This window comes from Paraburkholderia sejongensis, from assembly GCF_020880815.1.
GTDB lineage: Bacteria > Pseudomonadota > Gammaproteobacteria > Burkholderiales > Burkholderiaceae > Paraburkholderia > Paraburkholderia sejongensis.
Genome location: NZ_JAJITD010000017.1, coordinates 59,224 through 85,290, shown reverse-complemented (window position 1 = coordinate 85,290; position 26,067 = coordinate 59,224). Strand labels below are relative to the sequence as shown.

The window sequence follows — 26,067 nt, the reverse complement described above, 5'->3', positions numbered from 1 at the left end:
CAGTACAATACCCCGCGAACAAGCTCCCCCAGCGCCCTGCGCGGCCGCGCCGCACAACTGAGCACGCTCGAGGGGAGCCGCGCGACAAAACAGCTTGCCCGCAGCGCGGGCACCCCACCTAACTCTGTTGTTTCGTTTCGCTTTTTTTGAAAACTCAACGCCTTGTCCACGGACCTGTCCACAGGACCTGTGGACAACGATGAACCGACGCACCGAGTCAATCATGTCTACGAAAAAGCCAAACGCCGCGTATAGCGAAGCGTCGATCAAGGTGTTGAAGGGTCTGGAGCCGGTCAAGCAACGGCCCGGCATGTATACCCGCACCGAGAATCCGCTGCACATCATTCAGGAAGTCATCGACAACGCATCGGACGAAGCCCTCGGCGGCTACGGCCGGCAAATCACTGTCACGTTGCACGCGGATCATTCGGTCTCGGTCGAGGACGACGGTCGCGGCATTCCATTCGGCATGCACCCCGAAGAGGGCGTGCCGGTCGTCGAAATCGTGTTTACCCGCCTGCACGCGGGCGGCAAGTTCGACAAGGCGGCGGGCGGCGCGTACACGTTCTCCGGCGGCCTGCACGGCGTCGGCGTGTCGGTCACCAACGCACTGTCCACCCGCCTCGACGTCAGCGTGTGGCGCGACGGCAAGGTCGCCGAACTGAGCTTCGCGCACGGCGACGTCGCCAAGCCGCTCGAAGTGCGCGCGGCCGCGCGCGGCGACAAGAAGTCCGGCACGCGCGTGACCGCATGGGCCGATCCGAAATATTTCGATTCTCCGAACCTGCCGCTCGGCGAACTGCAGCGTCTGCTGCGCTCGAAAGCGGTGCTGCTGCCGGGCGTCGAAGTCACGCTCGTCAACGAGAAAACCGGCGAGCGGCAAAGCTGGAAATACGACGACGGTCTGCGCGGCTATCTGCTCGAAGGGATGAACGGCAGCGACCTGCTGATCCCGCTGTTCGAAGGCGAGCGCTACGCGGAAAGCTCGCGTTCGAGCGAAGAGACCTTTGCCGAGGGCGAAGGCGCCGCATGGGTCGTCGCGTGGAGCGAGGAAGGCCCGCTCACGCGCGAGTCGTACGTGAACCTGATTCCGACGCCCGCGGGCGGCACCCACGAATCGGGTCTGCGCGACGGTCTGTTCCAGGCGGTGAAGAGCTTCGTGGAGTTGCACAACCTGCAGCCGAAGGGCGTCAAGCTGCTCGCCGAAGACGTGTTCGCGCGGGTCTCGTTCGTGCTGTCGGCGAAGGTGCTCGATCCGCAGTTCCAAGGCCAGATCAAGGAGCGTCTGAATAGCCGCGACGCGGTCAAGCTGGTGTCGTCGTTCTCGCGCCCGGCGCTGGAGCTGTGGCTCAATCAGCACGTCGAGCACGGCAAGAAGCTCGCCGATCTCGTGATCAAGCAGGCGCAGGCGCGCACCCGCGCCGGCCAGAAGGTCGAGAAGCGCAAGAGCTCGGGCGTCGCGGTGCTGCCGGGCAAGCTGACCGACTGCGAATCGACGGAAATCGGCCGCAACGAACTGTTCCTCGTCGAGGGCGATTCGGCCGGCGGCTCCGCGAAGATGGGCCGCGACAAGGAGTACCAGGCAATCCTGCCGTTGCGCGGCAAGGTGCTGAACACGTGGGAAACCGAGCGCGACCGCCTGTTCGCGAACAACGAGGTGCACGACATCTCGGTCGCGATCGGCGTCGATCCGCACAACCCGGACGACAAGGTCGATCTGTCGAATCTGCGCTACGGCAAGATCTGCATCCTGTCGGACGCGGACGTCGATGGTTCGCACATCCAGGTGTTGCTGCTCACGCTGTTCTTCAAACACTTCCCGCAACTGATCGAACGCGGCCATGTGTGCGTCGCGCGTCCGCCGCTGTTTCGCGTCGACGCGCCCGCGCGCGGCAAGAAGCCCGCGCAGAAGCTGTACGCGCTCGACGAGGGCGAACTCGAAGCGATCCTCGACAAGCTGCGCAAGGACGGTGTGCGCGACAGCCAGTGGTCGATCAGCCGCTTCAAGGGCCTCGGTGAAATGAGCGCCGAGCAGCTGTGGGACACCACGATGAATCCCGACACGCGCCGCCTGCAACCGGTCGCGCTCGGCGAGCTGGACTACGACGCCACCGTCGCGCGGATGACGATGCTGATGGGCAAGGGCGAAGCAGCCTCGCGCCGCAGCTGGCTCGAAGAAAAGGGCAACGAAGTGGAAGCGGATATCTGAGCGCGCAACACGCGCATCGAGCCGCAGATCGACTTCAAGCCAAACACGGATACGGAATCTAGATGGACGACGATAACTCTCTCGACCTTTTCAACGAGCCGCCGCCGGACGGCGACGTGCTGACGCTCGGCAACTACGCGGAGCGCGCCTACCTCGAGTACGCGGTCAGCGTGGTCAAGGGCCGCGCGCTGCCGGACGTGTGCGACGGCCAGAAGCCGGTGCAGCGCCGCATCCTGTTCGCGATGAACGAGATGGGTCTCGGCGACAACGCGAAGCCGGTCAAGTCGGCGCGCGTGGTCGGCGACGTGCTCGGTAAGTATCACCCGCACGGCGACCAGTCCGCGTACGACGCACTCGTGCGCCTCGCGCAGGACTTTTCGATGCGCTATCCGCTGATCGACGGCCAGGGCAACTTCGGCTCGCGCGACGGCGACGGCGCGGCGGCGATGCGTTACACCGAAGCGCGTCTGACGCCGATCGCGAAACTGCTGCTCAGCGAAATCGATCAGGGCACGGTCGACTTCATGGCCAACTACGACGGCTCGTTCGAGGAGCCGAAGGTGTTGCCCGCGCGTCTGCCGTTCGTGCTGCTCAACGGCGCATCGGGTATCGCGGTCGGTCTGGCGACGGAAATCCCGTCGCACAACCTGCGCGAAGTCGCGAGCGCGGCGGTCGCGCTGATTCGCAATCCGAAGCTGTCGCACGCGGAACTGATGCAGCTGGTGCCGGGTCCGGACTTCCCGGGCGGCGGCCAGATCATTTCGAGCGAAGCGGAAATCGCGGCCGCGTACGAATCCGGACGCGGCAGCCTGAAGGTGCGCGCGCGCTGGAAGATCGAAGAACTCGCGCGCGGCCAGTGGCAACTGGTGATCACCGAACTGCCGCCGAACACGGCCGCGCAGAAGGTGCTCGAAGAGATCGAAGAGCAGACCAACCCGAAGATCAAGCTCGGCAAGAAGGCGCTCACGCCCGAGCAGTTGCAGACCAAGCAGACGCTGCTGGCACTCGTCGACGCGGTGCGCGACGAGTCCGGCAAGGATGCGCCGGTGCGCCTCGTGTTCGAGCCGAAGTCGAGCCGTATCGATCAGACCGAGTTCGTCAACACGCTGCTCGCGCATACCAGCCTCGAATCGAACGCGCCGCTGAACATGGTGATGGTCGGCGGCGACGGCCGGCCGCGTCAGAAGGGTCTCGGCGAAATACTCGGCGAGTGGATCGCGTTCCGTTTCGCGACGGTCACGCGGCGCACGCGGCACCGGCTGTCGAAGGTCGACGACCGGATCCATATTCTCGAAGGCCGGATGATCGTCTTCCTGAATATCGACGAGGTGATCCGCATCATCCGCGAATCGGACGAGCCGAAGGTCGCGCTGATGGCCGCGTTCGGTCTGTCCGACCGCCAGGCCGAAGACATTCTGGAAATCCGTCTGCGCCAGTTGGCGCGGCTGGAAAAGATCAAGATCGAGAAGGAACTGGCCGAGCTGCGCGACGAGAAAGCGAAGCTCGAAGAACTGCTCGGCAGCGAATCGGCGATGAAGCGCCTGCTGGTCAAGGAAATCGACGCCGACGCGAAGCAGTACGGCGACGAGCGCCGCACGCTGATCCAGCAGGAAAAGCGCGCGACCTTCGAAGCGCGCGTGGTCGATGAACCGGTCACGGTAGTGGTGTCGCAAAAGGGCTGGGTGCGCGCGCTGAAGGGCCACGGGCTCGACGCCGCGGGCTTCAGCTTCAAGGCCGGCGACGGCCTGTATGCGGCGTTCCAGTGCCGCACGCCGGATACGCTGATCGCATGGGGCAGCAACGGCCGCGTCTATTCGGTCGCGGTCGCGACGCTGCCGGGCGGCCGAGGCGACGGCGTGCCGGTCACCTCGCTGATCGAACTCGAATCGGGCAGCCATCTGATGCACTACTACGCGGCGTCGGCGGACCAGGCGCTGCTGCTCGCATCGAGCAACGGTTTCGGCTTTATCGCGAAGGTCGGCGACATGATCAGCCGCGTGAAGGCCGGCAAATCGTTCATGACGATCGACGCGGGCGCCGCGCCGCTCGCGCCGATGCCGATGCTGCCCGATGCCGCGCAGATCGCGTGTCTGTCCTCGGGCGGGCGTTTGCTGGTGTTCGGCCTCGACGAGATGAAGACCTTGTCGGGCGGCGGGCGCGGCGTTACGTTGATGGCGCTCGACGACAACGAGACGCTTGTGCAAGCGCTCGCGATCAACGCGGCCGGGCTGATCCTGATCGGCACGCGTCGCGGCGGCCGCGTCGACGAGGAGAAGCTGAGCGGCGCCGATCTCGCCGCGCACGTCGGCAAGCGTGCCCGCAAGGGCCGCGCGCCCGACAGCAAGATGAAGCTCGACGGCATGCGGCCGGTGCTGCCGGCATGACCGCGACTTAACGAAGTTTGACGCTGGAAAACGGCGCGCGCCTGCTAGCATGCGGGGCGCTCGCCGGTTGTCGCAAAAAAGACCGTCGCGAAAGGGTGGTGGCAACAACGGGGAGCGACGGCAACGCGGCCGGTAACACGGGCCGCGATCAGCAGGACAACAATACGACGCAATCCTGATGGATACCCGGAACTGCATGCAGCACGCATGGTCGAATGCGCTCAGTAGCCGCAGTCAAGATCAAGTGTCCTGAACGGTAACGCGTCAGAAAAGGAAAACTATATGGGCAAGGCCATCGAAGTCGCGATTTTTCTGCATCTGCTCGGGGTGGCGGTGTGGGTCGGCGGTATGGTGTTCGCGCATTTCTGTTTGCGCCCGGCGCTCGGCGATCTGTCGCCGCAGCTGCGGCTGCCGCTGTGGGAGTCGGTGTTCGGCCGCTTCTTCAACTGGGTCGGCGCGTCGGTGCTGATGATCCTGATCAGCGGCGGCTTCCTGTTGATGCAATTCGGCGGCGGCCACGCGAGCTGGCCGATGCACGCGATGGCCGGCCTCGGCATCGTGATGATGCTGATCTTCGGGCATATCCGTTTCGCGGTATTTCCGCGAGTGCGCCGCGCGGTGCAGGCGCAGAAGTGGCCGGACGGCGCGCAAGCGGTCGGCACGATTCGTCGTCTGGTGCTGATCAATCTGGTGCTCGGCGTCGTGACGATCGGCGTCGCGGTACTGTCGCGCGGGTTGTGATTTCCCTTCAGCTTCATCGAACGGCTTGCGGGCTTTGCCGGGGTCGAGGAACCCGGCGAGGTCCGCAACGCATCATCCGGCCGCGTGATACGCGAGCCACACGCCGCACACCAGCGCCACCGTCCCGTACACGACGTACACCGGCACCTTCAGTCTCGCGAAGCACAGCGCGGAGAACAGCGCGGTCAACAGATAGACCGGCTCCAGCGGCATATGCGCGGCAATCTTCAGCACGGCCACCGCGAGAAACGCGGTCGTGACCGCGCGCAGCATCCTCATCCCATGCTCGAAGCGCGGATTGGCCTTCAACCGGTGCAGATGCCGCTGTGCGAGCACCACCAGAGCGCCCGACGGCACGAACAGCGCGAGCGTCGCGAGCAGCGCGCCGGCCCAGCCGTCGATCAGATAGCCGAAGAACGGCACCACGTTGAGCAGCGGTCCGGGCGATAGCGGCGACAGCGAAAACGCGAGCGTGAAGTCGTTATCCGACACGCCGATCGCCGGCGTGACGAACAGTGTCTTGAGCACAGGCAGCGCGGAGAAGCCGCCGCCGAACAGCGTCATTCCGGCGCCGGCCAGACGCGGCCACAGCAGTGCGAGTTCGTAGCGAGGCGACAGCGGCACCGCGAATAGAACGAGCAGTATCGCGAGTGCGGTCAGCAGCCGGTAGTCGCCGCGTGCGAGCGAGACGTTCAGCCGTGTAGCGCGCTCGGCGCTCGCGAACCAGCCGGCGCCGAACGCCGTGCCGAGCATCACCACGTAGGCGGCCGGGCTGTGCGCGAAGAACAGCGCGATGCAGCCGAGCAGCGCCGCGCTCCCTTCGAGTTTGCCGCGCACCAGCGCACGGGTCTGCTTGTACCAGGTCACCGCGATCAAGGTGGCGAGCACGACGCTGAAGTGATGCAGCAGCGTTTGCGAGGCGACCGCATGCACGAGCGGTGTGCGGTAGAAGATCGCGAACAGTGTCATCAGCGTGAAGAACGGCAGCACGCTCGCGATCCCGGCGACCCACGCGCCGGCGCGTCCGCGCAGCGCATGGCCGAGTTGAACCGCGACGTTGCAGCCGACCGGCCCCGGCACCATCCACGCCAACGCGATCAGATCGGAGAATGCGATCCGCGACAGCCGTCCCTCGCGTTCGACATAGTGATGCTCGAGTTGCGCCATCAGCGCGAGGCCGCCCCACGACAGCGCGGACAGCCCAAGCACGACCCGGAACAGCGTCCAGAGCGGTTCCCGTTGCCCACGGCTCGCAGCCTCCTCGCTCGTGATGGTCTGCATCGCGATACGCCGGCCCCGGCGCGGGGACCGGTCCTTTAATTGTTGGTGCTCGACACGCTGCTGGTGTGATCCGTTTCGTGCGCGGCGCGCCGGCTGTTGACGCCGCACACGCCGAAACGTTCGAGCAGCGCCGGGATCGCCTCGACCGGCACCGGCCGCGAGAACAGGAAGCCCTGTGCCTCGATATGGCCGAGCGCGGCCAGCCACGCAATCTGCTCCTCGGTCTCGGTGCCCTCGACCACCACCTTGAGCCCGAGCGAGCGCGCCAGATTGACGATCGCGGTGACCATCACGCACACGCTGCGGTCGCCCGGAATCGCCTGCACGAAAGAGCGGTCGACTTTCAGCGTATCGACCGAGAAGCGGTTCAGATACGACAGCGACGAGTAGCCGGTGCCGAAGTCGTCGAGCGCGATACGTACGCCGAGACGTTTCAGCGCGACGATTTTCTCGGAGACGACTTCCGGATATTCCATCATCGTCGTCTCGGTGATTTCGAGTTCGAGGCGGCGCGCGGAAATGCCGGTTTCTTCGATCGCGCGCGAGATCGTCTCGAACAGGTCGCCGCGCCAGAACTGCACCGCCGAAATATTGACCGCGAGCGACAGCGTGTCGTAACCCTGCTGCTGCCACTGCGCGAGCTGATGGCAGGCGGTCTCGATCACGAAGTCGCCGATCGGCACGATCAGCCCCGTCGATTCGGCGACCGGGATGAATTCGTTGGCCGGAATCAGACCGTGCTGCGGATGGTTCCAGCGCACCAGCGCCTCGAAGCCGGTGATGCAGCGCCGCGTCAGATCGATCTTCGGCTGATACGCGAGGAACAGCTGCTTCTCCGCGAGCGCGACGCGCAGCTGCTGCTCCCACTTCATCAGATGGTCCGCGCGATGCGACAGATCCGGCGAATAGAACTGATAGCAGTTCTTGCCGGCGTCCTTCGCGCTGTACATCGCGAGGTCGGCCTTCTTCAGCAGATCGATCTCGCTTTCGTTGGCGACCGAGTACAGCGCGATGCCGATGCTCGCATGCAGCACGAACGAGCTGCCGCGCACGTCGAACGGTTTCGAGAACACGTCGGCGGCGGCTTCGGCGAGCGCGACCGCGCGCTTCTCGACGTCGTCGCCCTTGATCACCACCACGAACTCGTCGCCGCCGATCCGGGAGAGCGCGCCGCCGTCGCCGACCGCGGCCGCCAGCCGCGAGGCGGTCATCTGCAGCACGATATCGCCGGCATTGTGGCCGAGCGTGTCGTTGACGGTCTTGAAGTTGTCCAGATCGATGAACAGGATCGCGAGGCGGCCGAGGTTGGCCGGTTGCGCGACGTCGTGGCGCAGCGCCTGCAGCGTCGCGTAGCGGTTGCGCAGCCCGGTCAGCAGATCGTATTCGACGAGGTGCGTCATCTCGCGCTCGCGGCCGAGCAGTTTGCCGATCAGGCCGGTCGCGACCGCGAAGAAGCTCAGCATCGCGAGCGAGATGAAGCCCGCCATCAGCAGATAGACGTTGCGCGTGTGGTTGTAGTCGGCGAATTCTTCGGCCTGCGAAAGACCGACCAGCACGCCGAGCGGATAGCCGTCGATATGCCGGTACGACACGATGCGGGTGACGTCGTCGATCGAATCGACGTAGGTGCCCGATACGTGTTCCGAGGTCGGGTAGGTGCCGCTCGCGGTGAACGCGCCGCTCGCTTTATCGGCGCTGCCGGTGCGGCGCGCGAGCACGGTGCCGTTGTCGGAGATCACCGCGATCACGCCTTCGCGGCCGATCGCCGCGTTGTTGTAAAAGTCGGTCGTGAAATAGCTCGGGTCTTCCGACACCACCACCACGCCCGCGAACGAGCCGTCCGGATGATTCAGGCGCCGCGTCATCTGCAGCGTCCAGTGGCCGGAGATGCGGCCGAGCACCGGCTTGCTGATGTACAACTGGTCGTCGTTCTCGTGCTCGTGGACCTTGAAGTGCTCGCGGTCGGACAGATCGATGTGTTTCGGATTGAGTTCGGCGGTGTTGGCGAGCAGCTTGCCGTGCTCGTCGATCAACGATACCTGCACCAGCGTCTCGCTTTGCACGACGCCTTTTTCGACGGTGCTCGCGAGATCGAAATGATTCGGCGTCTTCTCGAACTCGAATTTGACGAAGCGGGTGATCTGATCGACCTGGTGAATCGCCTTGATCGTGTGCTGTTCGAGCGCGGCGGAAAGAATCGCGGAGGAGGCCATCGCCTCGCGGTAGGTCGCTTCCTTTTCGACCGCCAGCCGCGCGAAGATCACGGTCCACAGCAGGATCAGCACCAGCACCCCGAGCGCGGGGATGACGAGCAGCGCGCGCCGGCGCGTGATCGACGGATCGCGCGGCGCTCTGGCTTCGTGCGGGGCGGAGAAGCGGGATTGACTCATCGGCTGGCCCGCGGCTCGGCGCGAGCGATTGGCAAACGCACGGGCATCGACTGCGCTGATTGAATGAATGGCTGCATGGTGACCAAGGTGCCAAAGCTGCTGCGCAGCAGGAGAAGGCGTGGCGCCGCGCCTGACCGTCCACGGGTCAACGGGGTATGTTTTCGATCTTACTGAATGCCACTGGATTAAGGAAGGGTCCGCACCTCGGGTAAACGCGGGCGCGACTGGCGCCGCGGCGCGCTCGACCAAGAGCCGCGAGCGCTAGTGCTGGTGCGGATTTCGCGCGCGCGGGCGGTCGATCCCGCAATCGGCACGGCACTTGCCGTCGCGCGCTGTTGCACACGTGGCTCAGGCGAGCCGGCAGGTGCCGTCGACGATCGTCACCGTTGGGCCGCCGATCCAGATCTTGCCGCGCGCATCGTCGTAGTGCACCGATACCTCGCCCGCGCGACCCAGCACGGTGCCTTGTCGCGCGGTGTAGCGGGCGCCCGGGCAGCGGTGCTGCAGCTGCAGCAGACCCGCGAGCGCGGCGTTGGCGCTGCCCGTCACCGGATCCTCGCCGGTGCCGAAGCCGCCGCCGGCCATCAGGCAACGGATTTCGAAGGTCGCGGGGCCGTCGGGCTCGTGCGGGCCGTAGACCGCGATGCCGTGCGTGTCGACCGAATGCGCGAGTTCGGCGAGCGCGAGCGCGTCCGGTTCAAGTGCGAGGCAGCTACGGGCCGAATCGACGCGCACGATGAGCCACGGCGCGCCGTTATCGACCGCGCAGGGCGGCGCGCTGAAATCGATCGCGCTGCTCCGCAAAGCTGTCGCGAGCGCTTCGTAACGGTCTTCGCCGAGCGGCGCGACGCGCGCGGGCGGCGCGGCGAAGGCCCACGCGCGTGACGTGCCGGCGGGCGCGGGCGCCGCAGGGTGTTCCAGTTCTTCCAGCTCGACGAGCCCCACGCCGCATTGCTGGATCAGCTTGCCGGCGCGCTTGGGCTGGTAGCCGCTTTCGAGCAGCGCATGCGCGGTGCCGAGCGTCGGATGACCGGCGAACGGCAGCTCGCCGCCCGGCGTGAAGATGCGCACGCGATAGTCGGCGGCCGGGTGGTCCGGTTGCAGAAGAAAGGTGGTTTCGGACAGGTTGGTCCAGCGCGCGATGGTCTGCATTTGCGCGCTATCGAGCGTGTCGGCGTCGAACACGACCGCGAGCGGATTGCCTTTGAACGGCGTGGACGTAAACACGTCGACCTGTTTGAAACGGACGTTGTGAACGGGCATCGACAGGGCTCTCTCGGCTGATGCGAACGTTGGGGGAGTGCGGCGATTCCAGCCGCGTGCGGACCGGCGAATCACGCGCGCTCTGAATTGCTCCAAAGCTAAACGCGCCGCCGGTGCGAGACACCGGGCGGCGCGTTCAGCTGGTTGATGCGGCGTGAACCGGGTCCGAAACCGACGCTATGCCGGACGCATGGTCAGGCCGCGCGTCACGGCGCGTCGAAGCTTATTCGACCTCGGCGATCAACTCGATCTCGACGCACGCGCCGAGCGGAATCTGCGCGACGCCGAAGGCCGAGCGCGCATGCTTGCCGCGTTCGCCGAACACGTCGGCGACCAGTTCCGACGCACCGTTGGTGACCAGATGCTGTTCGGTGAATTCGAGCGTCGAGTTGACGAGGCTCATCAGCTTGACGATGCGGGTGACGCGGTTCAGATCGCCGACGTGCGTGTGCAGCGTCGCGAGCAGATCGATCGCGATCGAACGCGCGGCGGCCTTGCCTTCGTCGGTCGTCATCGTCGCGCCGAGCTTGCCGACCCACACCTTGCCGTCCTTCTTCGCGATGTGGCCGGACAGGTACACCGTGTTGCCGCTTTGCGCGCTCATCACATAGGCCGCCGCCGGCGCGCCTGCTGCCGGCAGTTCGATGCCGAGTTCCTTGAGCTTGTCGTACACATTCGCTTGAGCCATGTCGTGTCCTCGATTCGGTGAGATTGCGTTAAAACAGGCGGGGCGAACCCGGCACGCATGCTGTGTGCCGGGTTCGCCCCGAGGTGAGCGTGATGCGGCTATCGCTTACAGCCTGGCGCGCACCAGTGCCGCGAGACGCGCGACGCCTTCGTCGATTTTAGCGGGCGGCACCGTGACGAACGACAGACGCAGCGTATTGTGCTGCGCATCGTTCGCGTAGAACGGACCGCCTGGCACGAACGCGACGTTCTGCGCGACCGCTTCTTCGAGCAGCTTCATGGTGTCGATCTGCGCGGGCAGATCGACCCAGATGAACATGCCGCCTTCCGGACGGTTCCAGGTGACGCCTTCGGGCATATAGCGCTCGAGCGAGTCGAGCATCGCCTGGCACTGGTTGCGATACAGCTCGCGGATCGTCGGCACGTGGGTGTCGAGGAAGCCGTCCTTGATCACTTCGTGAACGATGCGCTGCGTGAAGCTCGGCGTGTGCAGGTCGGTGGCCTGCTTGGCCTGCACCAGTTTGAAGATCAGCTCTTCGGGCGCGATGATGAAGCCGACCCGCAGACCCGGCGCGAGCACCTTCGAGAACGAGCCGAGATAGACGATGTGATCGGGCGCCATCGACAGCATGGTCGGCAACGGTTCGCCCGCGTAGTCGAGCGCGCCGTACGGATCGTCCTCGATCACCGGGAACGGCGCGCTCTTCGCGAATTCGGCCAGCGCGCGGCGGCGCTCCACCGGCAGACGGCGGCCGGTCGGGTTCTGGAAGTTCGGCTGCGCGTACAGCAGGCGCGCGCCCCTGGTCAGTTCCGGCTGCAGGCCTTCGGGAATCAGGCCCTGCGCGTCGGTCGGCACCTGCACGTAATGCGGCTCGTACATCGAGAACGATTGCAGCGCGCCGAGGTAGGTCGGCGTTTCGACCAGCACCGGGCTCTGCGGGCACACCAGCACCTTGCCGAGCAGGTCGAGCGCCTGCTGCGAGCCGGTCGTGATCAGCACCTGCGTCGGACGAATCTGCGCGCCGCCCGTCGAGTAGCGTTGCGCGATCCACTCACGCAGCGGCAGATAGCCTTCGGTCGCGCTGTATTGCAGCGCGGCGGCGGGGTTGTCGCGCAGGATGCGGTCGGCCGCTTCGCGCATGCGCTCGGCCGGGAACGTGGCCGGCGACGGCAGGCCGCCGGCAAACGAAATGACTTCGGGCCGTTCCGTTACCTTCAGGATCTCGCGGATCGCCGAGCTCGTAAGCTTGCGGGCGCGTTCGGACAATTGCCACGTCGGGGCTTTCAGATCGCTTTGGTCCATGATCTCCTCTGCTGGTATTTCTGGAACCGGTCAAAAAACGTCAATTATCGCGCGAGTCGGCAGCGATTGCCGGTCGGCCGGCCGATTGTCGGCTCGCGCGCGGCTTATTCGAGGGTCCGCGGACCCTCGGGTGTTTCGAATTCGGCGACGAGCGCCGGCGCGCCGTCGGTGGGCTGCACCTCCAGCAGGTGCGCGGCGCCGAGCCACTGCAGCTGTTCGACGATCAGGTCCGCCCGCGGATGCGCCGCCTTCAGCGTCTTCAGCGCAAGATCGTTTGGCGCCAGCCGTTGCGACGGATGTTGCGGCGAGTCCCACTGGATCAGCGACGGCAGCACGCCGTCGCCGGCGCCTTGCCATGCGGGGAACGCGCCGTCGTCCGGCACCGTCAGCCCCCAGCGCAAGTCGCCGCGCGTCATCGGTACGACCGGTGCGATGCGCCGCGGGTACTGCGCTTGCCACGTCGTCAGTTGCTTCGGCCGTTCGACCCGCGCGACCCAATGCGATAGATACGGCCCTTTATCGAGCCGCGCGTGCGTGGCCGGGTCGTCGAGCGCGAACAGGCGTGCCCGGGCGGATTCGCTGCCGGCCGTCGCTTGCGGATCGATCGCGATCACCTCCAGATAGACGCCGCCCCACAGACCGAGCAGGCGATTGTGGGTGCGCATCAGCGGATGCGCGCCGCCGCCGGCCGGCGCGACGCCGAGTCGGTCGACGACGTACTGGACGCCCTGGTCGAGAGTGCGCGCGGAAACCACGAGGTGATCGAGACTGAGCGAATGAGCGGTCGGGGCTGTCATGGCGAAACGACGGAAAACGCTATTTTTGCGGGAGGCCGGTGCGCGCCGCGCGTGCTGCACGCGTGAAGGCTGCGCTGCCGGGGCCGTAAGCATAACCGTTTGCCGGATCGGCGGGCCATGCGGACGAGGGGCGAACCGCGATCCGGCCCGCTGTGCAGCGCGTTTGCGACGTTGTGGCGTCGTCTTTGCGGTGCGTCATCCTTTTTTGCTGGGTTCAAATGTAACGGTCGCGACCTGCACAGTAACGGTACAATCGCCGCGATACTGTTCGGTACAGTTGGAGCCCGTCATGTCCGTCCCGCTTGCCCAGATTCCCACCCCGCACGACACCGCCTCGCTGACGCTGGTCGAACAGCTCGTCCAGTGGGCGCGTCGCCGCATCGAGGAGCGGGTGTTCCGCCCCGGCATGCGGATGCCGTCGATCCGCAAGCTCGCGCTAGACAAAGGCGTGTCGCGCTTCACGGTGGTCGAGGCGTACGAGCGCCTCGTCGCCCAGGGGTTTCTGGAATCGCGGCGCGGTTCCGGTTTCTATGTGCGCGAGCGGCAGGGCGGGGTCGCGAGCGTCACCGAACTGCATCCGCGCGAGCAGGCGCTGCCCGTGCCGGCCAATATCGACGTCGTCTGGCTGCTGCGCAACATGCTGCACACCGGCGCGCGCCCCGAGCGCAGTCCGGGTCTCGGCTATCTGCCGAGCCGCTGGCTCGACGGCGAGCTGATCACCAACGCGCTGCGCACGCTCGGCCGGCAAAGCGGCGCGCAGATGCTCGGCATCGGCACCGCGCAGGGTTTTCTGCCGCTGCGCCAGCAGTTGCAGACGCGCCTCGAAGAACTCGAGATCGGCGCGTCGCCGGAGCAGATCGTCACGGTGTCCGGCATCACCCAGGCGGTCGACCTGATCTCGCGCATCTATGTGAAGCCGGGCGACGCGGTGATCGTCGGCGATCCGGCGTGGTTCCAGATGTTCGGCTGCTTCGCGTCGCAGGGCGCGCGCCTCGTCGGGATGCCGTACACGCCGGACGGCCCGGACCTCGACGCGCTCGAAGCGCTGGTGCAGCAATGGCGCCCGAAAATGCTGGTGATCAACTCGGTGCTGCAAAACCCGACCGGCACGTCGCTGAGCGCCGCGCAGGCGTTCCGGATTCTGCGGCTCGCCGAGGCGTACGACTTCATCGTCGTCGAGGACGATATCTACGGCGACCTGTGCCCGCCCGGCTATCCGGGCACGCGCCTCGCGAGCCTCGATCAGCTCAAGCGCGTGATCTATCTCGGCAGCTTTTCGAAGACGTTGGCGCCGAATCTGCGCGTCGGCTTTATCGCGAGTGCGCCGGAGGTCGCGCTGGTGGTCAGCAATCAGAAGATGCTGGTCGGCATGACGAGCCCCGAGCTGAACGAGCGGGTGATCTACAAGATCCTGACCGAGGGCCATTACCGGCGGCACGTCGAGCGAATCCGCGCGCGGCTCGACGGGGTGCGCGAAAAGACCGTGCGGATGATCGAGAAGACCGGCATGAAGCTGTTCCTGAGCCCGACCGCCGGGATGTTTCTGTGGGCCGACACCGGCGTCGACGCCGGCGCGCTCGCCGCGGCCGGCCACGAAGCTGGTTTTCTGCTGACGCCGGGTGGCCTGTTTTCGCCGCAGCAGTCGCCGAGCACGTGGATGCGCTTCAACATCGCCAATTGCGGCGACCCCGAACTGCCGGCGTTCCTGAGCGGCTACCTGGACGGCGTCGCGCGACGCGCCTCTTGAAACCCCGCCGGCACGTCCCCATTTGCGCGGACGATCCGGCCCGGCAGGGCTAGCCGGTTGCCCCGCCCACCGGTCACGAAGCGCGCTTCGTGACCGCCCGAAACCCATTCGCAACAGAGAGGAATCCGACCGTGGCACAAGAAACCATGAGCTTTCAGGCAGAAGTGAAACAGCTTCTGCAACTGATGATCCATTCGCTGTACAGCAACAAGGAAATCTTTCTGCGCGAGCTGATCTCGAACGCGTCCGACGCGGCCGACAAGCTGCGCTTCGAGGCGATCGAAAACAGCGCGCTGTACGAGAACGATCCGAATCTGCGTATTCGCGTGTCCTACGACAAGGCCGAGCGCACCGTCACGATCGACGACAACGGCATCGGCATGAGCCGCGAAGAAGCGATCTCGAACCTCGGCACGATCGCGCGCTCGGGCACCAAGGAATTCTTCGGCAAGCTGTCCGGCGACCAGCAGAAGGACGCGGCGCTGATCGGCCAGTTCGGCGTGGGCTTCTACTCGGGCTTCATCGTCGCCGACAAGATCACCGTCGAAACGCGCCGCGCCGGTCTGCCGGCTTCGGAAGGCGTGCGCTGGGTCAGCGCGGGCGAGGGCGATTTCGCGGTCGAGCAGATCGACCGCGCGGCGCGCGGCACGACGATCACGCTGCATCTGCGTGCCGACGAGGACGAACTGCTGTCGTCGTACCGCCTGAAGTCGATCATCCAGAAGTACTCGGACCACGTCGCGTTGCCGATCCTGATGCGCAAGGAAGAGTGGGACGCGGAAAAGAGCGAGATGGTCACGAAGGATGAAGACGAGACCGTCAACCAGGCGAGCGCGCTGTGGACCCGTGCGAAGAACGACATCACCGACGAGCAGTACAAGCAGTTCTACCAGCACATCTCGCACGACCATCAGGACCCGCTGACGTGGACCCACAATCGTGTGGAAGGCCGCAGCGAGTACACGCAGCTGCTGTACGTGCCCGCGCATGCGCCGTTCGATCTGTGGAATCGCGAGCAGCGCGGCGGCCTGAAGCTGTACGTGAAGCGCGTGTTCATCATGGACGACGCCGAGCAATTGCTGCCCACGTATCTGCGTTTCGTGAAGGGCGTGGTCGATTCGGCCGATCTGCCGCTGAACGTGTCGCGTGAAATCCTGCAGGAAAGCCGCGACGTGAAGGCGATCCGCGAAGGCGTGACCAAGCGCGCGCTGTCGATGCTCGAAGAACTGGCGAACTCGGATAACGGCGCGGAAAAGGAAAAGTACGCGGGCTTCTGGAAGGAGTTCGGCCAGGTGCTGAAGGAAGGCATCGGCGAAGACTTCGCCAATCGCGAGCGGATCGCGAAGCTGGTGCGCTTTGCGTCGACCCATACCGGCACCGCCGAGCAGACCGTCGCGCTGGCCGACTACGTCGCGCGCATGAAGCCGGAGCAGAGCAAGATCTACTACGTGACCGCCGATACGTGGCAGGCCGCGGCGAACAGCCCGCACCTCGAAGTGTTCCGCAAGAAGGGCGTCGAAGTGCTGCTGCTGACCGACCGCGTCGACGAATGGATGCTGTCGTTCCTCAATGAGTTCGACGGCAAGCCGCTGCAAAGCGTCGCGCGCGGCGACCTCGATCTGGGCGCGCTGAACGACGAAGAGAAGGCCGCGCAGGAGAAGGTCGGCGAAGAGTTCAAGCCGCTGGTCGAGAAGATGAAGGAAGCGCTGAAGGACAAGGCGAAGGACGTGCGTCTGACGTTCCGCCTGACCGATTCGCCGTCCTGCCTCGTCGCCGACGACGGCGAAATGAGCGGCTACCTGCAGCGCATGCTGAAGGCGGCCGGTCAGCAGGCGCCGGACTTCCATCCGATTCTCGAAGTGAATCCGGAGCACGCGCTGGTGAAGGGCCTTCGCGCGGACAGCGCGAATTTCGACGACTGGTGCCATCTGTTGTTCGATCAGGCGATGCTGGCCGAAGGCGGTTCGCTCGAGGATCCGGCGAGCTTCGTGAAGCGGACCAATGCGTTGCTGTTGTCGCGCGCGGGTTGAGGTTGGGCTTGCCTGCTTTGAGCCTGGGCTGCGAGCGTCGTTGCTTGTGAGTGTGACGATGCGTTAGCCGGCTGGTGAAAAATGCGCTGCTTCGGCAGCGCATTTTTTTTGCGCGCGCGCCGTGTCGGTTGGTCGGCGAGCCGTGGCGATTCGCTTGTGCTCGACTGCCGGTGGCCGCTCAAGTCCGACAAATCACGCCGCTATAATCCGACACCATGCCTATCCGTTTCGATCCCGCCGACGCGCACTGGCGCGTCGCGCCTGTGCCCCGTTTCAGCGCCGCGCAGAAAGACTGGTTGACCCGCGGCGGTTCCCTGACCGCGCATCTGCGCACGCTCGGCGCGGTCGCGGTGCGCGTGACGCGCGAGAGCGTCGCGCTGCCGTGGCCCGACGAAGCCGCCGCGCTCGGGCTCGCGCCGCGCGCGCCGGTGTGGGTGCGCGAGGTGGTGCTGTCGGTCGATGGCGCGCCGTTCGTCGCCGCGCATAGCGTGACGCCGCGCGCGGCCAGCGTCGGCGTGTGGCAGGCCACGCGGCGCTTGCGCACGCGGCCGCTCGCGGAGCTGCTGTATAGCGATACCAGTGTCGCGCGTTCGGCGCTGGTCAGTCGCAGCGTGGGCGCGCGGCATCCGTTGTATCGGCTGGCGGTGCGGGAGATCGATGCGGCTGACCCGCCGGCGCCCCATGCGCTGGTCGCGCGACGCTCGGTGTTCGAGCGGCACGGCGCGCCGTTGATGGTGACGGAGTGTATGTTGCCGGCGCTGTGGGAGCGGGTCGCTGCGATCGGCGAAGCGGGCGGCGCGGGGGGCGATGATGCGGCCGCCGCGACTGATTCCGCAGCGGGGCCGGCCGTGACGCACACAGCGCACGCAGCGAACGCAGCGCACGCCCGGATGCGCGAGCACGGCCGTCCGCTCGATCACACCGCCTCGCGCGCTCACCCGGCGCCGCGTCCCGCCGACGACAGGAGCCGCTGATGTTGCAGGGCTTTCCCCCGGTCGTCGCGGCCGATACGCATACGCTGATTCTCGGCAGTTTTCCCGGCGAGGCGTCGTTGGAGGCTGCGCAGTATTACGCGCATCCGCGCAATCAGTTCTGGCGTCTGCTCGGCGCGGTGCTGGGCGAAGCATCGCTGCACGAGTTGCCCTACGAAGAGCGTCTGACGCGGGTGCTCGCTCATCGCATCGGCATCTGGGACGTGCTCGATGCGTGCCATCGTCAGGGCAGCCTCGATTCGGCGATCCGCAATGCGCAGCCGAACGACTTCGCATCGCTGCGCGAGCACGCGCCGCAGCTAAGGAAGGTCTGCTTCAACGGCAAGACGGCAGGCCGGTTCGCCGACGTAATCGGCGCAGCGGGCTATGAAACCCTCGTGCTGCCGTCGTCCAGCCCGGCGAACGCGATGCTGTCGTTCGAGCAGAAGCTGGCGCTGTGGCGTCAGATACCGGCCTGACCAAGCTCGAGCGCAAGAAAGCGCGTGCCCGCCACAGGATTTTCATAGTAGGGCGCGGTATCCACGAACCCCGCGCGCTCGTAAATGCGCTGCGCAAACAGCGTTTGCGGAACCGAGTCGAGCACGAGCCTCGCGTAGCCCAGCTCGCGCGCTTTCCCGATTACGGACGCCACCAGCTTTTCCCCCAGCGACAGGCCGCGAAATGCTTCGCGCACATACAGCCGTTTGACTTCGGCGGTCTCGTCAGTATGACGAAGCAGTCCCACGCAACCGGCGAGTTCGCCGCCGGCATCGGCGACGAAGAACATCCCGGACGGCAGCGTATAAGTGGCTTCGAACGCGGCCATTTCGGCCTCGAAGCCGCGATACGACAGATCCATATCGAGCCAGCGCACATACTCGCGGATCAGCGCGACGAGCGGCGCCGTATCGGTCGGAAAAACCGCTTCGCGGATGAGCGGTGCCGGCGCTTGCGTTTGCTTTTGCATTTGCTTTTGCATCGCGGCGCTCAGACCCATTGATCGTTGGCGACGGTTCTATCGCTCGTCATCTCGCCGGTGTTGACCACACCGCGCGGCTCGATCAGCAGCACTTTCACTTCGGCTTCGGCATACGGCTTATGCTCGACGCCTTTCGGCACCACCGCCATCTCGCCTGCCTGCAATTCGATCGAGCGATCGCGAAAGTCGATGCGCAAGCGGCCTTCGAGCACGATGAAGGTCTCGTCGGTATCGGCGTGGTGATGCCAGACGAAATCGCCAAGCAGCTTCACGACCTTGAACTGGTAGTCGTTCATTTCGGCGACCACGCGCGGCTGCCAGTGGCCGTCGATCAGACGGATCTTGTCGAGCAGGTTGATGCTCTGGTGCTGGCCGCGTTGCGCGGGCGCGGGCGGGATAGGGGTTGGGGTAGGGATAGGCATGATGGCTCCATTCAGAGGACGCGTGAAACGCAGCTTAGGCCGCTGCGCAGCGCGCGTCTTGAACGATTGTGCAAACCCGCGCTAGCCGGCGCGGCGCGCGCCCATCATCGCGAGCCAGCGCGCGGGCGGAATCCCGTAGGCGTGGCGAAAATGCCGGGTCATATGGCTCTGGTCGGCGAAACCGGCGGCCGCGGCCGTCTCCGCCAGCGCGACGCCGCGCAGCATCAGCGCGCGGGCCGCTTCGAGGCGGCGCATCACCAGGTAGCGATAGGGGCTCGTGCCATAGAAGGTGCGAAAGTCGCGCGACAGGTTCCAGCGGTCCTGGCCGCTGACGGCGGCGAGTTCATCGAGCGTGACGGCGTGGGTGCACGATGCGTCCAGATACTCCCGCGCGGCGCGCGCCGCCCCGAAATCCGCCGACCGGCGCGCCGGCTGGGCGCCGGCCGCGCCGTCCAGCGCGAGCGCGAGAGCGGCGAGCGCATCGTCGCGTTCGAGCGGCTCAGCGTGTTCGTGCAACTGGCACAGCGCGGTGCGGGTCGCGTCGAACAGGCGCGGATCGTCGGTGACGCCGCCTTCGACGAACGGCAGCGGCCGCCCGCCGAGCACCGCCTGGATCGCGGTCGGCTGCACGTACACCATCTGGTAGCGAAAACCCTCATTCGTGCCGGCCTGGCCGTCATGCGCTTCGTCGGGATGCAGGACCATCACCTGTCCCGGCAGGCTGTGGCGCAAGCTGTTCCGGTAATGGAAGCATTGGACCCCGGCGAGCGTCAGGCCGATCGCGTAGGTGTCGTGGCGATGCATCGAATACGCGTTGCCGTGAAAGAACGCTTCGATGCGCTCGACGCCGCCCGCGGATTCCGAACGGTCGATCCAGTCGGAGCGGGCCTTACTGGTGTCGCTGCTCATCACATTCTCCAACTTTGTCTGGCGCGGCCGGCTGCGGGCTTGCGTAGCGAATCATTGTAGCCACAACGCGCTTTCCCGCCCGGTGCCCGCGTTCGGGCGCGACCGCTGAAGGTTGCCCGCGCGCTTTTCCGCCAGCCCAAAAATGAGGCAGAATCCGGACGTGTTCCCCCGCTCTGCGACGTAGGCCGCCGGGTTCGCGTTTGCGTACCGCGTTTCGTGAATACCCGCCCCGCATCGCCGTCCGCCGCACACGTTGTGTCTGCCTCAGAGTTGCCCGATTCCCGACCGCGTTGTCCGTTTCACCCGGCCGCCGCGTGCGAGATGCCTTTCAACTGCCTGCCCAGAGCCCAGCAATGACGACCCAGCAACCGACCATCATCTACACCCTCACCGACGAGGCCCCGCTGCTCGCGACCAGTGCGTTCCTGCCGGTCATCCGGACCTTTACCGCGCCGGCGGGCGTGCAGGTCGAGACCAGCGACATTTCGCTCGCGGGCCGTATCCTCGGCGAGTTTCCCGAGTTCCTGACCGACGCCCAGCGCGTGCCCGACAACCTCGCCGAACTCGGCCGCCTGACGCTGTTGCCCGACACCAACATCATCAAGCTGCCCAACATCAGCGCGTCGGTGCCGCAATTGATGAGCGCGATCAAGGAGTTGCAGTCGAAGGGCTACCGCCTGCCCGACTATCCGGAAGATCCGAAGACCGACATCGAGAAGGACATCCGTCAGCGCTATTCGAAGTGCCTGGGCAGCGCGGTCAACCCGGTGCTGCGCGAAGGCAACTCGGACCGCCGCGCGCCGGCCGCGGTCAAGAACTATGCGCGCAAGCATCCGCACAGCATGGGCGAATGGAGCATGGCCTCGCGCACGCACGTCGCGCACATGCGCCACGGCGACTTCTATCACGGCGAAAAGTCGATGACGCTCGATCGCGCGCGCGACGTGAAGATGGAACTCGTCACGAAGAGCGGCAAGACGATCGTGCTCAAGCCGAAGGTCGCGCTGCTGGACGGCGAGATCATCGACAGCATGTTCATGAGCAAGAAGGCGCTGCTCGAGTTCTATGAAGAGCAGATGGAAGACGCGCGCAAGACCGGCATGATGCTGTCGCTGCACGTGAAGGCGACGATGATGAAAGTCTCGCATCCGATCGTGTTCGGCCACGCGGTGCGGGTGTTCTACAAGGAAGCGTTCGCGAAGCACCAGCAGCTGTTCGACGAACTCGGCGTGAACGTGAACAACGGCCTCGTCAATCTGTACGAGAAGCTCGAAACGCTGCCCGAATCGAAGCGCGAGGAAGTGATCCGCGATCTGCACGCGTGCCACGAGCATCGCCCGGAACTGGCGATGGTCGATTCGGCCAAGGGCATCTCGAACCTGCACGCGCCGAACGACGTGATCGTCGATGCGTCGATGCCGGCGATGATCCGCCTGGGCGGCAAGATGTGGGGCGCCGACGGCCGTCCGAAGGACACCAAGGCGGTGATTCCGGAGAGCACGTTCGCGCGCATCTATCAGGAGATCATCAACTTCTGCAAGACCAACGGCAACTTCGATCCGGTCACGATGGGCACCGTGCCGAACGTCGGCCTGATGGCGCAGAAGGCCGAGGAATACGGCTCGCACGACAAGACCTTCGAGGTGCCGGAAGACGGCGAGGCGCGCATCGTCGATCTGGCCACCGGCGAAGTGCTCCTCACGCAGAACGTCGAGCAGGGCGATATCTGGCGCATGTGTCAGGTGAAGGACGCGGCGATTCGCGACTGGGTCAAGCTGGCGGTTACGCGCGTGCGCAACTCGGGCACGCCGGCGGTGTTCTGGCTCGACCCGTATCGTCCGCACGAAGCCGAGCTGATCAAGAAGGTCGAGACCTATCTGAAGGACTACGACACAACCGGCCTCGACATCCAGATCATGTCGCAGGTGCGCGCGATGCGTTACACGCTCGAACGCGTGGTGCGCGGGCTCGACACGATTTCGGTCACGGGCAACATCCTGCGCGATTATCTGACCGATCTGTTCCCGATCATGGAGCTGGGCACCAGCGCGAAGATGCTGTCGATCGTGCCGCTGATGGCCGGCGGTGGCATGTACGAGACCGGTGCGGGCGGCTCGGCGCCGAAGCACGTGAAGCAGCTGGTCGAGGAAAACCATCTGCGTTGGGACTCGCTCGGCGAATTCCTCGCGCTCGCGGTGTCGCTCGAGGAACTCGGGATCAAGACCGGCAACCAGAAGGCCAAGATTCTCGCGAAGACGCTCGATACCGCGACCGGCAAGCTGCTGGACAACAACCGCAGCCCGCGTCCGAAAAGCGGCGAACTCGACAATCGCGGCAGTCAGTTCTACCTGGCGATGTACTGGGCGCAGGAGCTGGCCGCGCAAACCGACGACGCCGAACTGGCCGCGCGCTTCAAGTCGCTGGCGACGCAGCTGACCGCCAACGAGCAGGTGATCGTCGCGGAACTGGCCTCGGTGCAGGGCAACCCGGCCGATATCGGCGGCTATTACAAGCCCGACTTCGAGAAGCTCGACGAAGTGATGCGGCCGAGCCGCACGTTCAACGAGGCGCTGGCCGCGGCTCGCGAAGCGTAATCCGAAGCACGCCGAAATGAAGTGAAGACAAACCGCCCGCGCAATGCGGGCGGTTTTTTTGTGGCGTGCTGGTTCGCGGCCGCTGCCGACGTCGAATGCTATGCTCTCGGTCGTCCAGAAATTGCGCGTCCAGCGCGACCTCCAGAAATCCTCACATGACCAAACTGATCAAGCGCGCTTCGGCCGAAGCGCGTGCATTCCGCAATCGGGACGCCGACGCTGTCGGCGGTAAACAGAAGAGCGCGCCGAAAGCCGCGCGCAACGCAAAGCCCGCCGCCGACACCGACCTGCACGACGCGCCGCAAATCGAAGCGCCGCGCAAGCCGCGTTTCGCGCCGGTCACGTTCTCCGAAGAAGGCGGCGTGCGCTACCTGCATTTCGGCACCGAGTGGGTGCAAGGCGCGATGCGTCTGCGCAAGCCCGACCATATCGAACTCGAATACGCGCAGCAGATGATGGCCTGGCTGCTGTTTCTCGAAACGCCGAAGCGCATCGTGCAGCTCGGGCTCGGCGCGGCGTCGCTGACCAAGTTCGCGCATCGCTTCCTGAAGAGCGCGAAGGTCGACGCGGTCGAGCTGAACCCGGCGGTGGTCGTCGCCGCGCGCACGATGTTCGATCTGCCGCACGACGACGCGCGTCTGACCGTGCACGAAATCGACGCATGGGACTTCGTCAACGATCGCGCGAATCACGGCACGATCGGTGCGTTGCAGATCGACGTGTACGACGCGACCGCGCGTGGTCCGGTGCTCGATAGCGTCGGCTTTTACCGCGCGGCGCGCGAGTGTCTGACCGACGCGGGCATCGTCACGGTGAACCTGTTCGGCGATCATCCGAGCTTCGTGCGCAACATGAAGCGCCTGAACGAAGCGTTCGACGGCCGCGTGGTCGCGCTGCCCGAAGTGCACGACGGCAACCGCATCGCGATCGCGTTCTCGGGCCCGGCGCTCGACGTGCCGTTCACCGCGCTCGACGCACGCGCGAAGCTGATCGAAGCCGAACTCGGTCTGCCGGCGCGCAAGTGGATCAAGGGGCTGCGCGAATCGACCGGACAGACCGGCGCGTCGTTCGTGATCTGAGGGGGGCGCCTGGCCGGGGGCGCCTGACCGGGACGCTAGGCCGGGGCGCACAGCCGCGGCGCCTGCCCAGGTGCTCCTCGCGGATTTGCTGAAGCGGCATTTCACCCGCTTCAGCGAACCGATGCAAAAATCATATACGTAGCACTGCGCACTTTTCCCACGCTGCAATTCTTTCCGCCTCGCCCTCTGTTTTCCGCATTCGAACCCCATCTGCAAAACGCGCGTTCGCAAAGGCATCCCAGACTCTGATCAACACCGCGCGCCGAAGCCGTGACGGCGTTGCCACACCTCGCTGTGCCTCGGGTCGTCCCTGCTTGACCGGGCATTCGCCACTCCTATACTCTTTCGAAGCTTTCGGGGCGCCCGTGGCCAATCCGCGGGACGACCACCCGCCGCGATTCCACTCCCGTCGACCACGGGCAGATAAATTCAAAATAGGAAAGAGGAGACGTCATGGCTCACGACGCCGACGTGAAAAAGGCCAGCAAGCACTGGCTCTGGCTATTGCTGCTACCGTGGATCGCAATGATCTGGGTGCCGTCCTACAACCGGATCGAACCGCAGCTGTTCGATTTTCCGTTCTTCTACTGGTATCAACTGCTGTGGGTGCTGATTAGCGCGGCCATCACGGCGTTCGTCTACATGAAGACCAAATCCCGCTATACCGGTCGTTCGAACGGGGGCGCGCAATAATGAACCCGATTGCAACCTTCGTCTTCGTCCTGTTCTTCATCGGCGTCACGATTCTCGGCTTCGTCGCGGCCCATTGGCGGCGCGGCGATCTCGCCCATCTGGAAGAGTGGGGCCTGGGCGGCCGCCGTTTCGGCACGATCGTCACGTGGTTCCTGCTCGGCGGCGACCTGTACACCGCGTACACGTTCATCGCGGTGCCGGCGCTGGTATTCGGTGCGGGCGCAACCGGTTTCTTCGCGCTGCCGTACACGATCCTGATCTATCCGTTCGCGTTCGTCGTGTTCCCGAAGCTGTGGAGCATCGCCAAGAAGCATGGCTACGTGACCTCGGCGGACTTCGTGTCGGCCCGCTACGGCAGCCGCATGCTCGCGCTCGCGATCGCCGTGACCGGCATCGTCGCGACGATGCCGTACATCGCGCTGCAACTGGTCGGTATCGAAGTGGTGATCGGCGCGCTCGGCTTCGACACCACCGGCTTCGTCGGCGATCTGCCGCTCATCATCGCGTTCGCGATCCTCGCGGCCTACACGTACACGTCGGGCCTGCGCGCGCCGGCGATGATCGCGGTGGTCAAGGACATCCTGATCTACGTGACGATCTTCGCGGCGATCATCGTGATTCCGCCGCAGCTGGGCGGCTTCGGCCATATCTTCGGCGCGGTGCCGCCGGCCAAGCTGCTGCTGAAGTCTCCGGACGTGTCGAGCCTGAACGGCTATAGCGCGTACGCGACGCTGGCGGTAGGCTCGGCGCTCGCGCTGTTCCTGTATCCGCACTCGATCACCGCGGTGCTGTCGTCGAAGTCGGGCAACACGATCCGCCGCAACATGGCGCTGCTGCCGGCCTACTCGCTGGTGCTCGGTCTGCTCGCGCTGCTCGGCTTCATGGCGCTCGCGGCCGGCGTGAAGGACATGCCGGAGTTCGCGCCGTACTTCAAGGCCTTCGGTCCGAACTTCGCGGTGCCGGCGCTGTTCCTGCACTTCTTCCCGTCGTGGTTCGTCGGCGTCGCGTTCGCGGCGATCGGGATCGGCGCGCTGGTGCCGGCGGCGATCATGTCGATCGCGGCGGCGAACCTGTACACGCGTAACGTGCACAAGGAGTTCGTCAACCGCAACATGACGCACGAGCAGGAGACCAACGTCGCCAAGCTGGTGTCGCTGATCGTCAAGGTCGGCGCGGTCGCGTTCATTCTCGGCCTGCCGCTCACGTATGCGATCCAGCTGCAACTGCTCGGCGGGATCTGGATCATCCAGACGCTGCCGGCGATCGTGCTCGGCCTCTACACCCGCGTGCTCGACTACCGCGGTCTGCTGGCCGGCTGGGCAGCCGGTATCGTGACCGGTACGTGGATGGCGATTTCGCTGAAACTGGCCGGTTCGATCTTCACGATCCATCTGTTCGGCATGGCGGTGCCGGGCTACGCGGCGGTGTGGGCGCTGATCGTCAACCTCGTGGTGTCGGTCGTCGTGAGTCTGCTGGTGCGCGCGGCGGGGATGCAGCGCGGCGAGGACCGGACCCGTCCGGAAGACTATCTGGACGTCGTCGAAGGCTGAGCGGTGCGCCGCTTCCCGAGGTTCGGGGGGCGGCCGCG

20 protein-coding genes are annotated in these 26,067 nt (G+C 65.5%); 11 read left to right on the top strand and 9 right to left on the bottom strand.

The annotated features are described in order from the left end of the window. Positions 1-223: 223 nt before the first annotated feature. The 3 genes from LJ656_RS27335 to LJ656_RS27325 all read left to right on the top strand — a co-directional run bounded on the left by LJ656_RS27335 (position 224) and on the right by LJ656_RS27325 (position 5,334). Positions 224-2,209, top strand: a complete 1,986-nt coding sequence (locus tag LJ656_RS27335; RefSeq protein WP_230512654.1) for a DNA topoisomerase IV subunit B — start codon at positions 224-226, stop codon at positions 2,207-2,209. Between the two features lie 62 nt (positions 2,210-2,271). Further along, a complete protein-coding gene (parC, locus tag LJ656_RS27330; protein ID WP_230512653.1) occupies positions 2,272-4,593 on the top strand; it encodes a DNA topoisomerase IV subunit A in 2,322 nt (773 codons plus the stop codon). Positions 4,594-4,875: 282 nt separating this feature from the next. Beyond that, positions 4,876-5,334, top strand: coding sequence for a CopD family protein (locus LJ656_RS27325; RefSeq protein WP_230512652.1), 459 nt, complete (start codon positions 4,876-4,878; stop codon positions 5,332-5,334). Between the two features lie 72 nt (positions 5,335-5,406). On the opposite strand, the gene LJ656_RS27320 is transcribed toward LJ656_RS27325, so the two are convergent. The 6 genes from LJ656_RS27320 to LJ656_RS27295 all read right to left on the bottom strand — a co-directional run bounded on the left by LJ656_RS27320 (position 5,407) and on the right by LJ656_RS27295 (position 13,055). Then, positions 5,407-6,615, bottom strand: a complete 1,209-nt coding sequence (locus tag LJ656_RS27320; RefSeq protein WP_230512651.1) for a chromate transporter — start codon at positions 6,613-6,615, stop codon at positions 5,407-5,409. 35 nt (positions 6,616-6,650) lie between these two features. After that, on the bottom strand, positions 6,651-9,005 hold the full coding sequence (locus tag LJ656_RS27315; RefSeq protein ID WP_230512650.1) for a bifunctional diguanylate cyclase/phosphodiesterase: 2,355 nt from the start codon (positions 9,003-9,005) through the stop codon (positions 6,651-6,653). Positions 9,006-9,353: 348 nt separating this feature from the next. Beyond that, on the bottom strand, positions 9,354-10,268 hold the full coding sequence (locus LJ656_RS27310; protein WP_230512649.1) for a PhzF family phenazine biosynthesis protein: 915 nt from the start codon (positions 10,266-10,268) through the stop codon (positions 9,354-9,356). Between the two features lie 223 nt (positions 10,269-10,491). Next, entirely contained in the window at positions 10,492-10,956 is a 465-nt protein-coding gene (locus LJ656_RS27305) for a RidA family protein (RefSeq protein WP_075296211.1), read from the bottom strand. Positions 10,957-11,061: 105 nt separating this feature from the next. Further along, on the bottom strand, positions 11,062-12,258 hold the full coding sequence (locus tag LJ656_RS27300; protein ID WP_230512648.1) for an aminotransferase-like domain-containing protein: 1,197 nt from the start codon (positions 12,256-12,258) through the stop codon (positions 11,062-11,064). A gap of 104 nt (positions 12,259-12,362) precedes the next feature. Next, positions 12,363-13,055 (bottom strand): VOC family protein, encoded by a 693-nt coding sequence (locus LJ656_RS27295; RefSeq protein ID WP_230512647.1) that lies wholly within the window; start codon positions 13,053-13,055, stop codon positions 12,363-12,365. A gap of 289 nt (positions 13,056-13,344) precedes the next feature. On the opposite strand from LJ656_RS27295, the gene LJ656_RS27290 reads away from it, so the two are divergent. The 4 genes from LJ656_RS27290 to LJ656_RS27275 all read left to right on the top strand — a co-directional run bounded on the left by LJ656_RS27290 (position 13,345) and on the right by LJ656_RS27275 (position 18,282). Next, positions 13,345-14,802, top strand: coding sequence for an aminotransferase-like domain-containing protein (locus LJ656_RS27290; RefSeq protein ID WP_230512646.1), 1,458 nt, complete (start codon positions 13,345-13,347; stop codon positions 14,800-14,802). A 131-nt stretch (positions 14,803-14,933) separates the two neighbouring features. Then, complete coding sequence (htpG, locus tag LJ656_RS27285; protein ID WP_230512645.1) at positions 14,934-16,832, top strand: molecular chaperone HtpG; 1,899 nt, start codon at positions 14,934-14,936, stop codon at positions 16,830-16,832. A 215-nt stretch (positions 16,833-17,047) separates the two neighbouring features. Next, positions 17,048-17,806, top strand: coding sequence for a chorismate--pyruvate lyase family protein (locus tag LJ656_RS27280; protein WP_230512644.1), 759 nt, complete (start codon positions 17,048-17,050; stop codon positions 17,804-17,806). After that, positions 17,806-18,282 (top strand): DNA-deoxyinosine glycosylase, encoded by a 477-nt coding sequence (locus tag LJ656_RS27275; RefSeq protein WP_230512643.1) that lies wholly within the window; start codon positions 17,806-17,808, stop codon positions 18,280-18,282. Before LJ656_RS27280 ends, LJ656_RS27275 begins: the two co-directional genes overlap by 1 nt. Here LJ656_RS27275 and LJ656_RS27270 read toward each other — a convergent pair. The 3 genes from LJ656_RS27270 to LJ656_RS27260 form a co-directional block, all read right to left on the bottom strand. Next, a complete protein-coding gene (locus LJ656_RS27270; protein ID WP_230512642.1) occupies positions 18,267-18,770 on the bottom strand; it encodes a GNAT family N-acetyltransferase in 504 nt (167 codons plus the stop codon). The genes LJ656_RS27275 and LJ656_RS27270 overlap by 16 nt on opposite strands. Before the next feature lie 20 nt (positions 18,771-18,790). After that, positions 18,791-19,204: a cupin domain-containing protein gene (locus LJ656_RS27265; RefSeq protein ID WP_230512641.1), complete on the bottom strand. Its 414-nt coding sequence runs from the start codon at positions 19,202-19,204 to the stop codon at positions 18,791-18,793. 81 nt (positions 19,205-19,285) lie between these two features. Beyond that, positions 19,286-20,113 carry an AraC family transcriptional regulator gene (locus LJ656_RS27260; protein WP_230512640.1) on the bottom strand — a complete coding sequence of 276 codons (828 nt, stop codon included), beginning with the start codon at positions 20,111-20,113 and terminating at the stop codon, positions 19,286-19,288. 353 nt (positions 20,114-20,466) lie between these two features. On the opposite strand from LJ656_RS27260, the gene LJ656_RS27255 reads away from it, so the two are divergent. The 4 genes from LJ656_RS27255 (at position 20,467) to mctP (ending at position 26,029) form a co-directional block, all read left to right on the top strand. Next, the gene (locus LJ656_RS27255) at positions 20,467-22,707 is read left to right on the top strand and encodes an NADP-dependent isocitrate dehydrogenase (protein ID WP_230512639.1); all 2,241 of its coding nucleotides are present in this window, start codon (positions 20,467-20,469) and stop codon (positions 22,705-22,707) included. 155 nt (positions 22,708-22,862) lie between these two features. Then, on the top strand, positions 22,863-23,786 hold the full coding sequence (locus tag LJ656_RS27250; protein WP_230512638.1) for a class I SAM-dependent methyltransferase: 924 nt from the start codon (positions 22,863-22,865) through the stop codon (positions 23,784-23,786). 453 nt (positions 23,787-24,239) lie between these two features. Beyond that, the gene (locus LJ656_RS27245; protein ID WP_230512637.1) at positions 24,240-24,479 is read left to right on the top strand and encodes a DUF3311 domain-containing protein; all 240 of its coding nucleotides are present in this window, start codon (positions 24,240-24,242) and stop codon (positions 24,477-24,479) included. After that, complete coding sequence (gene mctP / locus LJ656_RS27240; protein ID WP_230512636.1) at positions 24,479-26,029, top strand: monocarboxylate uptake permease MctP; 1,551 nt, start codon at positions 24,479-24,481, stop codon at positions 26,027-26,029. The genes LJ656_RS27245 and mctP overlap by 1 nt, the downstream gene beginning before the upstream one ends. The last annotated feature ends 38 nt before the right edge of the window (positions 26,030-26,067 follow it).

Excerpts from the sequence above, each read along its gene's own strand:
- LJ656_RS27335 (WP_230512654.1), top strand. The coding sequence starts at position 224 with ATGTCTACGAAAAAGCCAAACGCCGCGTATAGCGAAGCGTCGATCAAG.
- parC (WP_230512653.1), top strand. The coding sequence starts at position 2,272 with ATGGACGACGATAACTCTCTCGACCTTTTCAACGAGCCGCCGCCGGAC.
- LJ656_RS27325 (WP_230512652.1), top strand. The coding sequence starts at position 4,876 with ATGGGCAAGGCCATCGAAGTCGCGATTTTTCTGCATCTGCTCGGGGTG.
- LJ656_RS27320 (WP_230512651.1), bottom strand. The coding sequence starts at position 6,615 with ATGCAGACCATCACGAGCGAGGAGGCTGCGAGCCGTGGGCAACGGGAA.
- LJ656_RS27315 (WP_230512650.1), bottom strand. The coding sequence starts at position 9,005 with ATGAGTCAATCCCGCTTCTCCGCCCCGCACGAAGCCAGAGCGCCGCGC.
- LJ656_RS27310 (WP_230512649.1), bottom strand. The coding sequence starts at position 10,268 with ATGCCCGTTCACAACGTCCGTTTCAAACAGGTCGACGTGTTTACGTCC.
- LJ656_RS27305 (WP_075296211.1), bottom strand. The coding sequence starts at position 10,956 with ATGGCTCAAGCGAATGTGTACGACAAGCTCAAGGAACTCGGCATCGAA.
- LJ656_RS27300 (WP_230512648.1), bottom strand. The coding sequence starts at position 12,258 with ATGGACCAAAGCGATCTGAAAGCCCCGACGTGGCAATTGTCCGAACGC.
- LJ656_RS27295 (WP_230512647.1), bottom strand. The coding sequence starts at position 13,055 with ATGACAGCCCCGACCGCTCATTCGCTCAGTCTCGATCACCTCGTGGTT.
- LJ656_RS27290 (WP_230512646.1), top strand. The coding sequence starts at position 13,345 with ATGTCCGTCCCGCTTGCCCAGATTCCCACCCCGCACGACACCGCCTCG.
- LJ656_RS27280 (WP_230512644.1), top strand. The coding sequence starts at position 17,048 with ATGCCTATCCGTTTCGATCCCGCCGACGCGCACTGGCGCGTCGCGCCT.
- LJ656_RS27275 (WP_230512643.1), top strand. The coding sequence starts at position 17,806 with ATGTTGCAGGGCTTTCCCCCGGTCGTCGCGGCCGATACGCATACGCTG.
- LJ656_RS27270 (WP_230512642.1), bottom strand. The coding sequence starts at position 18,770 with ATGCAAAAGCAAACGCAAGCGCCGGCACCGCTCATCCGCGAAGCGGTT.
- LJ656_RS27265 (WP_230512641.1), bottom strand. The coding sequence starts at position 19,204 with ATGCCTATCCCTACCCCAACCCCTATCCCGCCCGCGCCCGCGCAACGC.
- LJ656_RS27260 (WP_230512640.1), bottom strand. The coding sequence starts at position 20,113 with ATGAGCAGCGACACCAGTAAGGCCCGCTCCGACTGGATCGACCGTTCG.
- LJ656_RS27255 (WP_230512639.1), top strand. The coding sequence starts at position 20,467 with ATGACGACCCAGCAACCGACCATCATCTACACCCTCACCGACGAGGCC.
- LJ656_RS27250 (WP_230512638.1), top strand. The coding sequence starts at position 22,863 with ATGACCAAACTGATCAAGCGCGCTTCGGCCGAAGCGCGTGCATTCCGC.
- LJ656_RS27245 (WP_230512637.1), top strand. The coding sequence starts at position 24,240 with ATGGCTCACGACGCCGACGTGAAAAAGGCCAGCAAGCACTGGCTCTGG.
- mctP (WP_230512636.1), top strand. The coding sequence starts at position 24,479 with ATGAACCCGATTGCAACCTTCGTCTTCGTCCTGTTCTTCATCGGCGTC.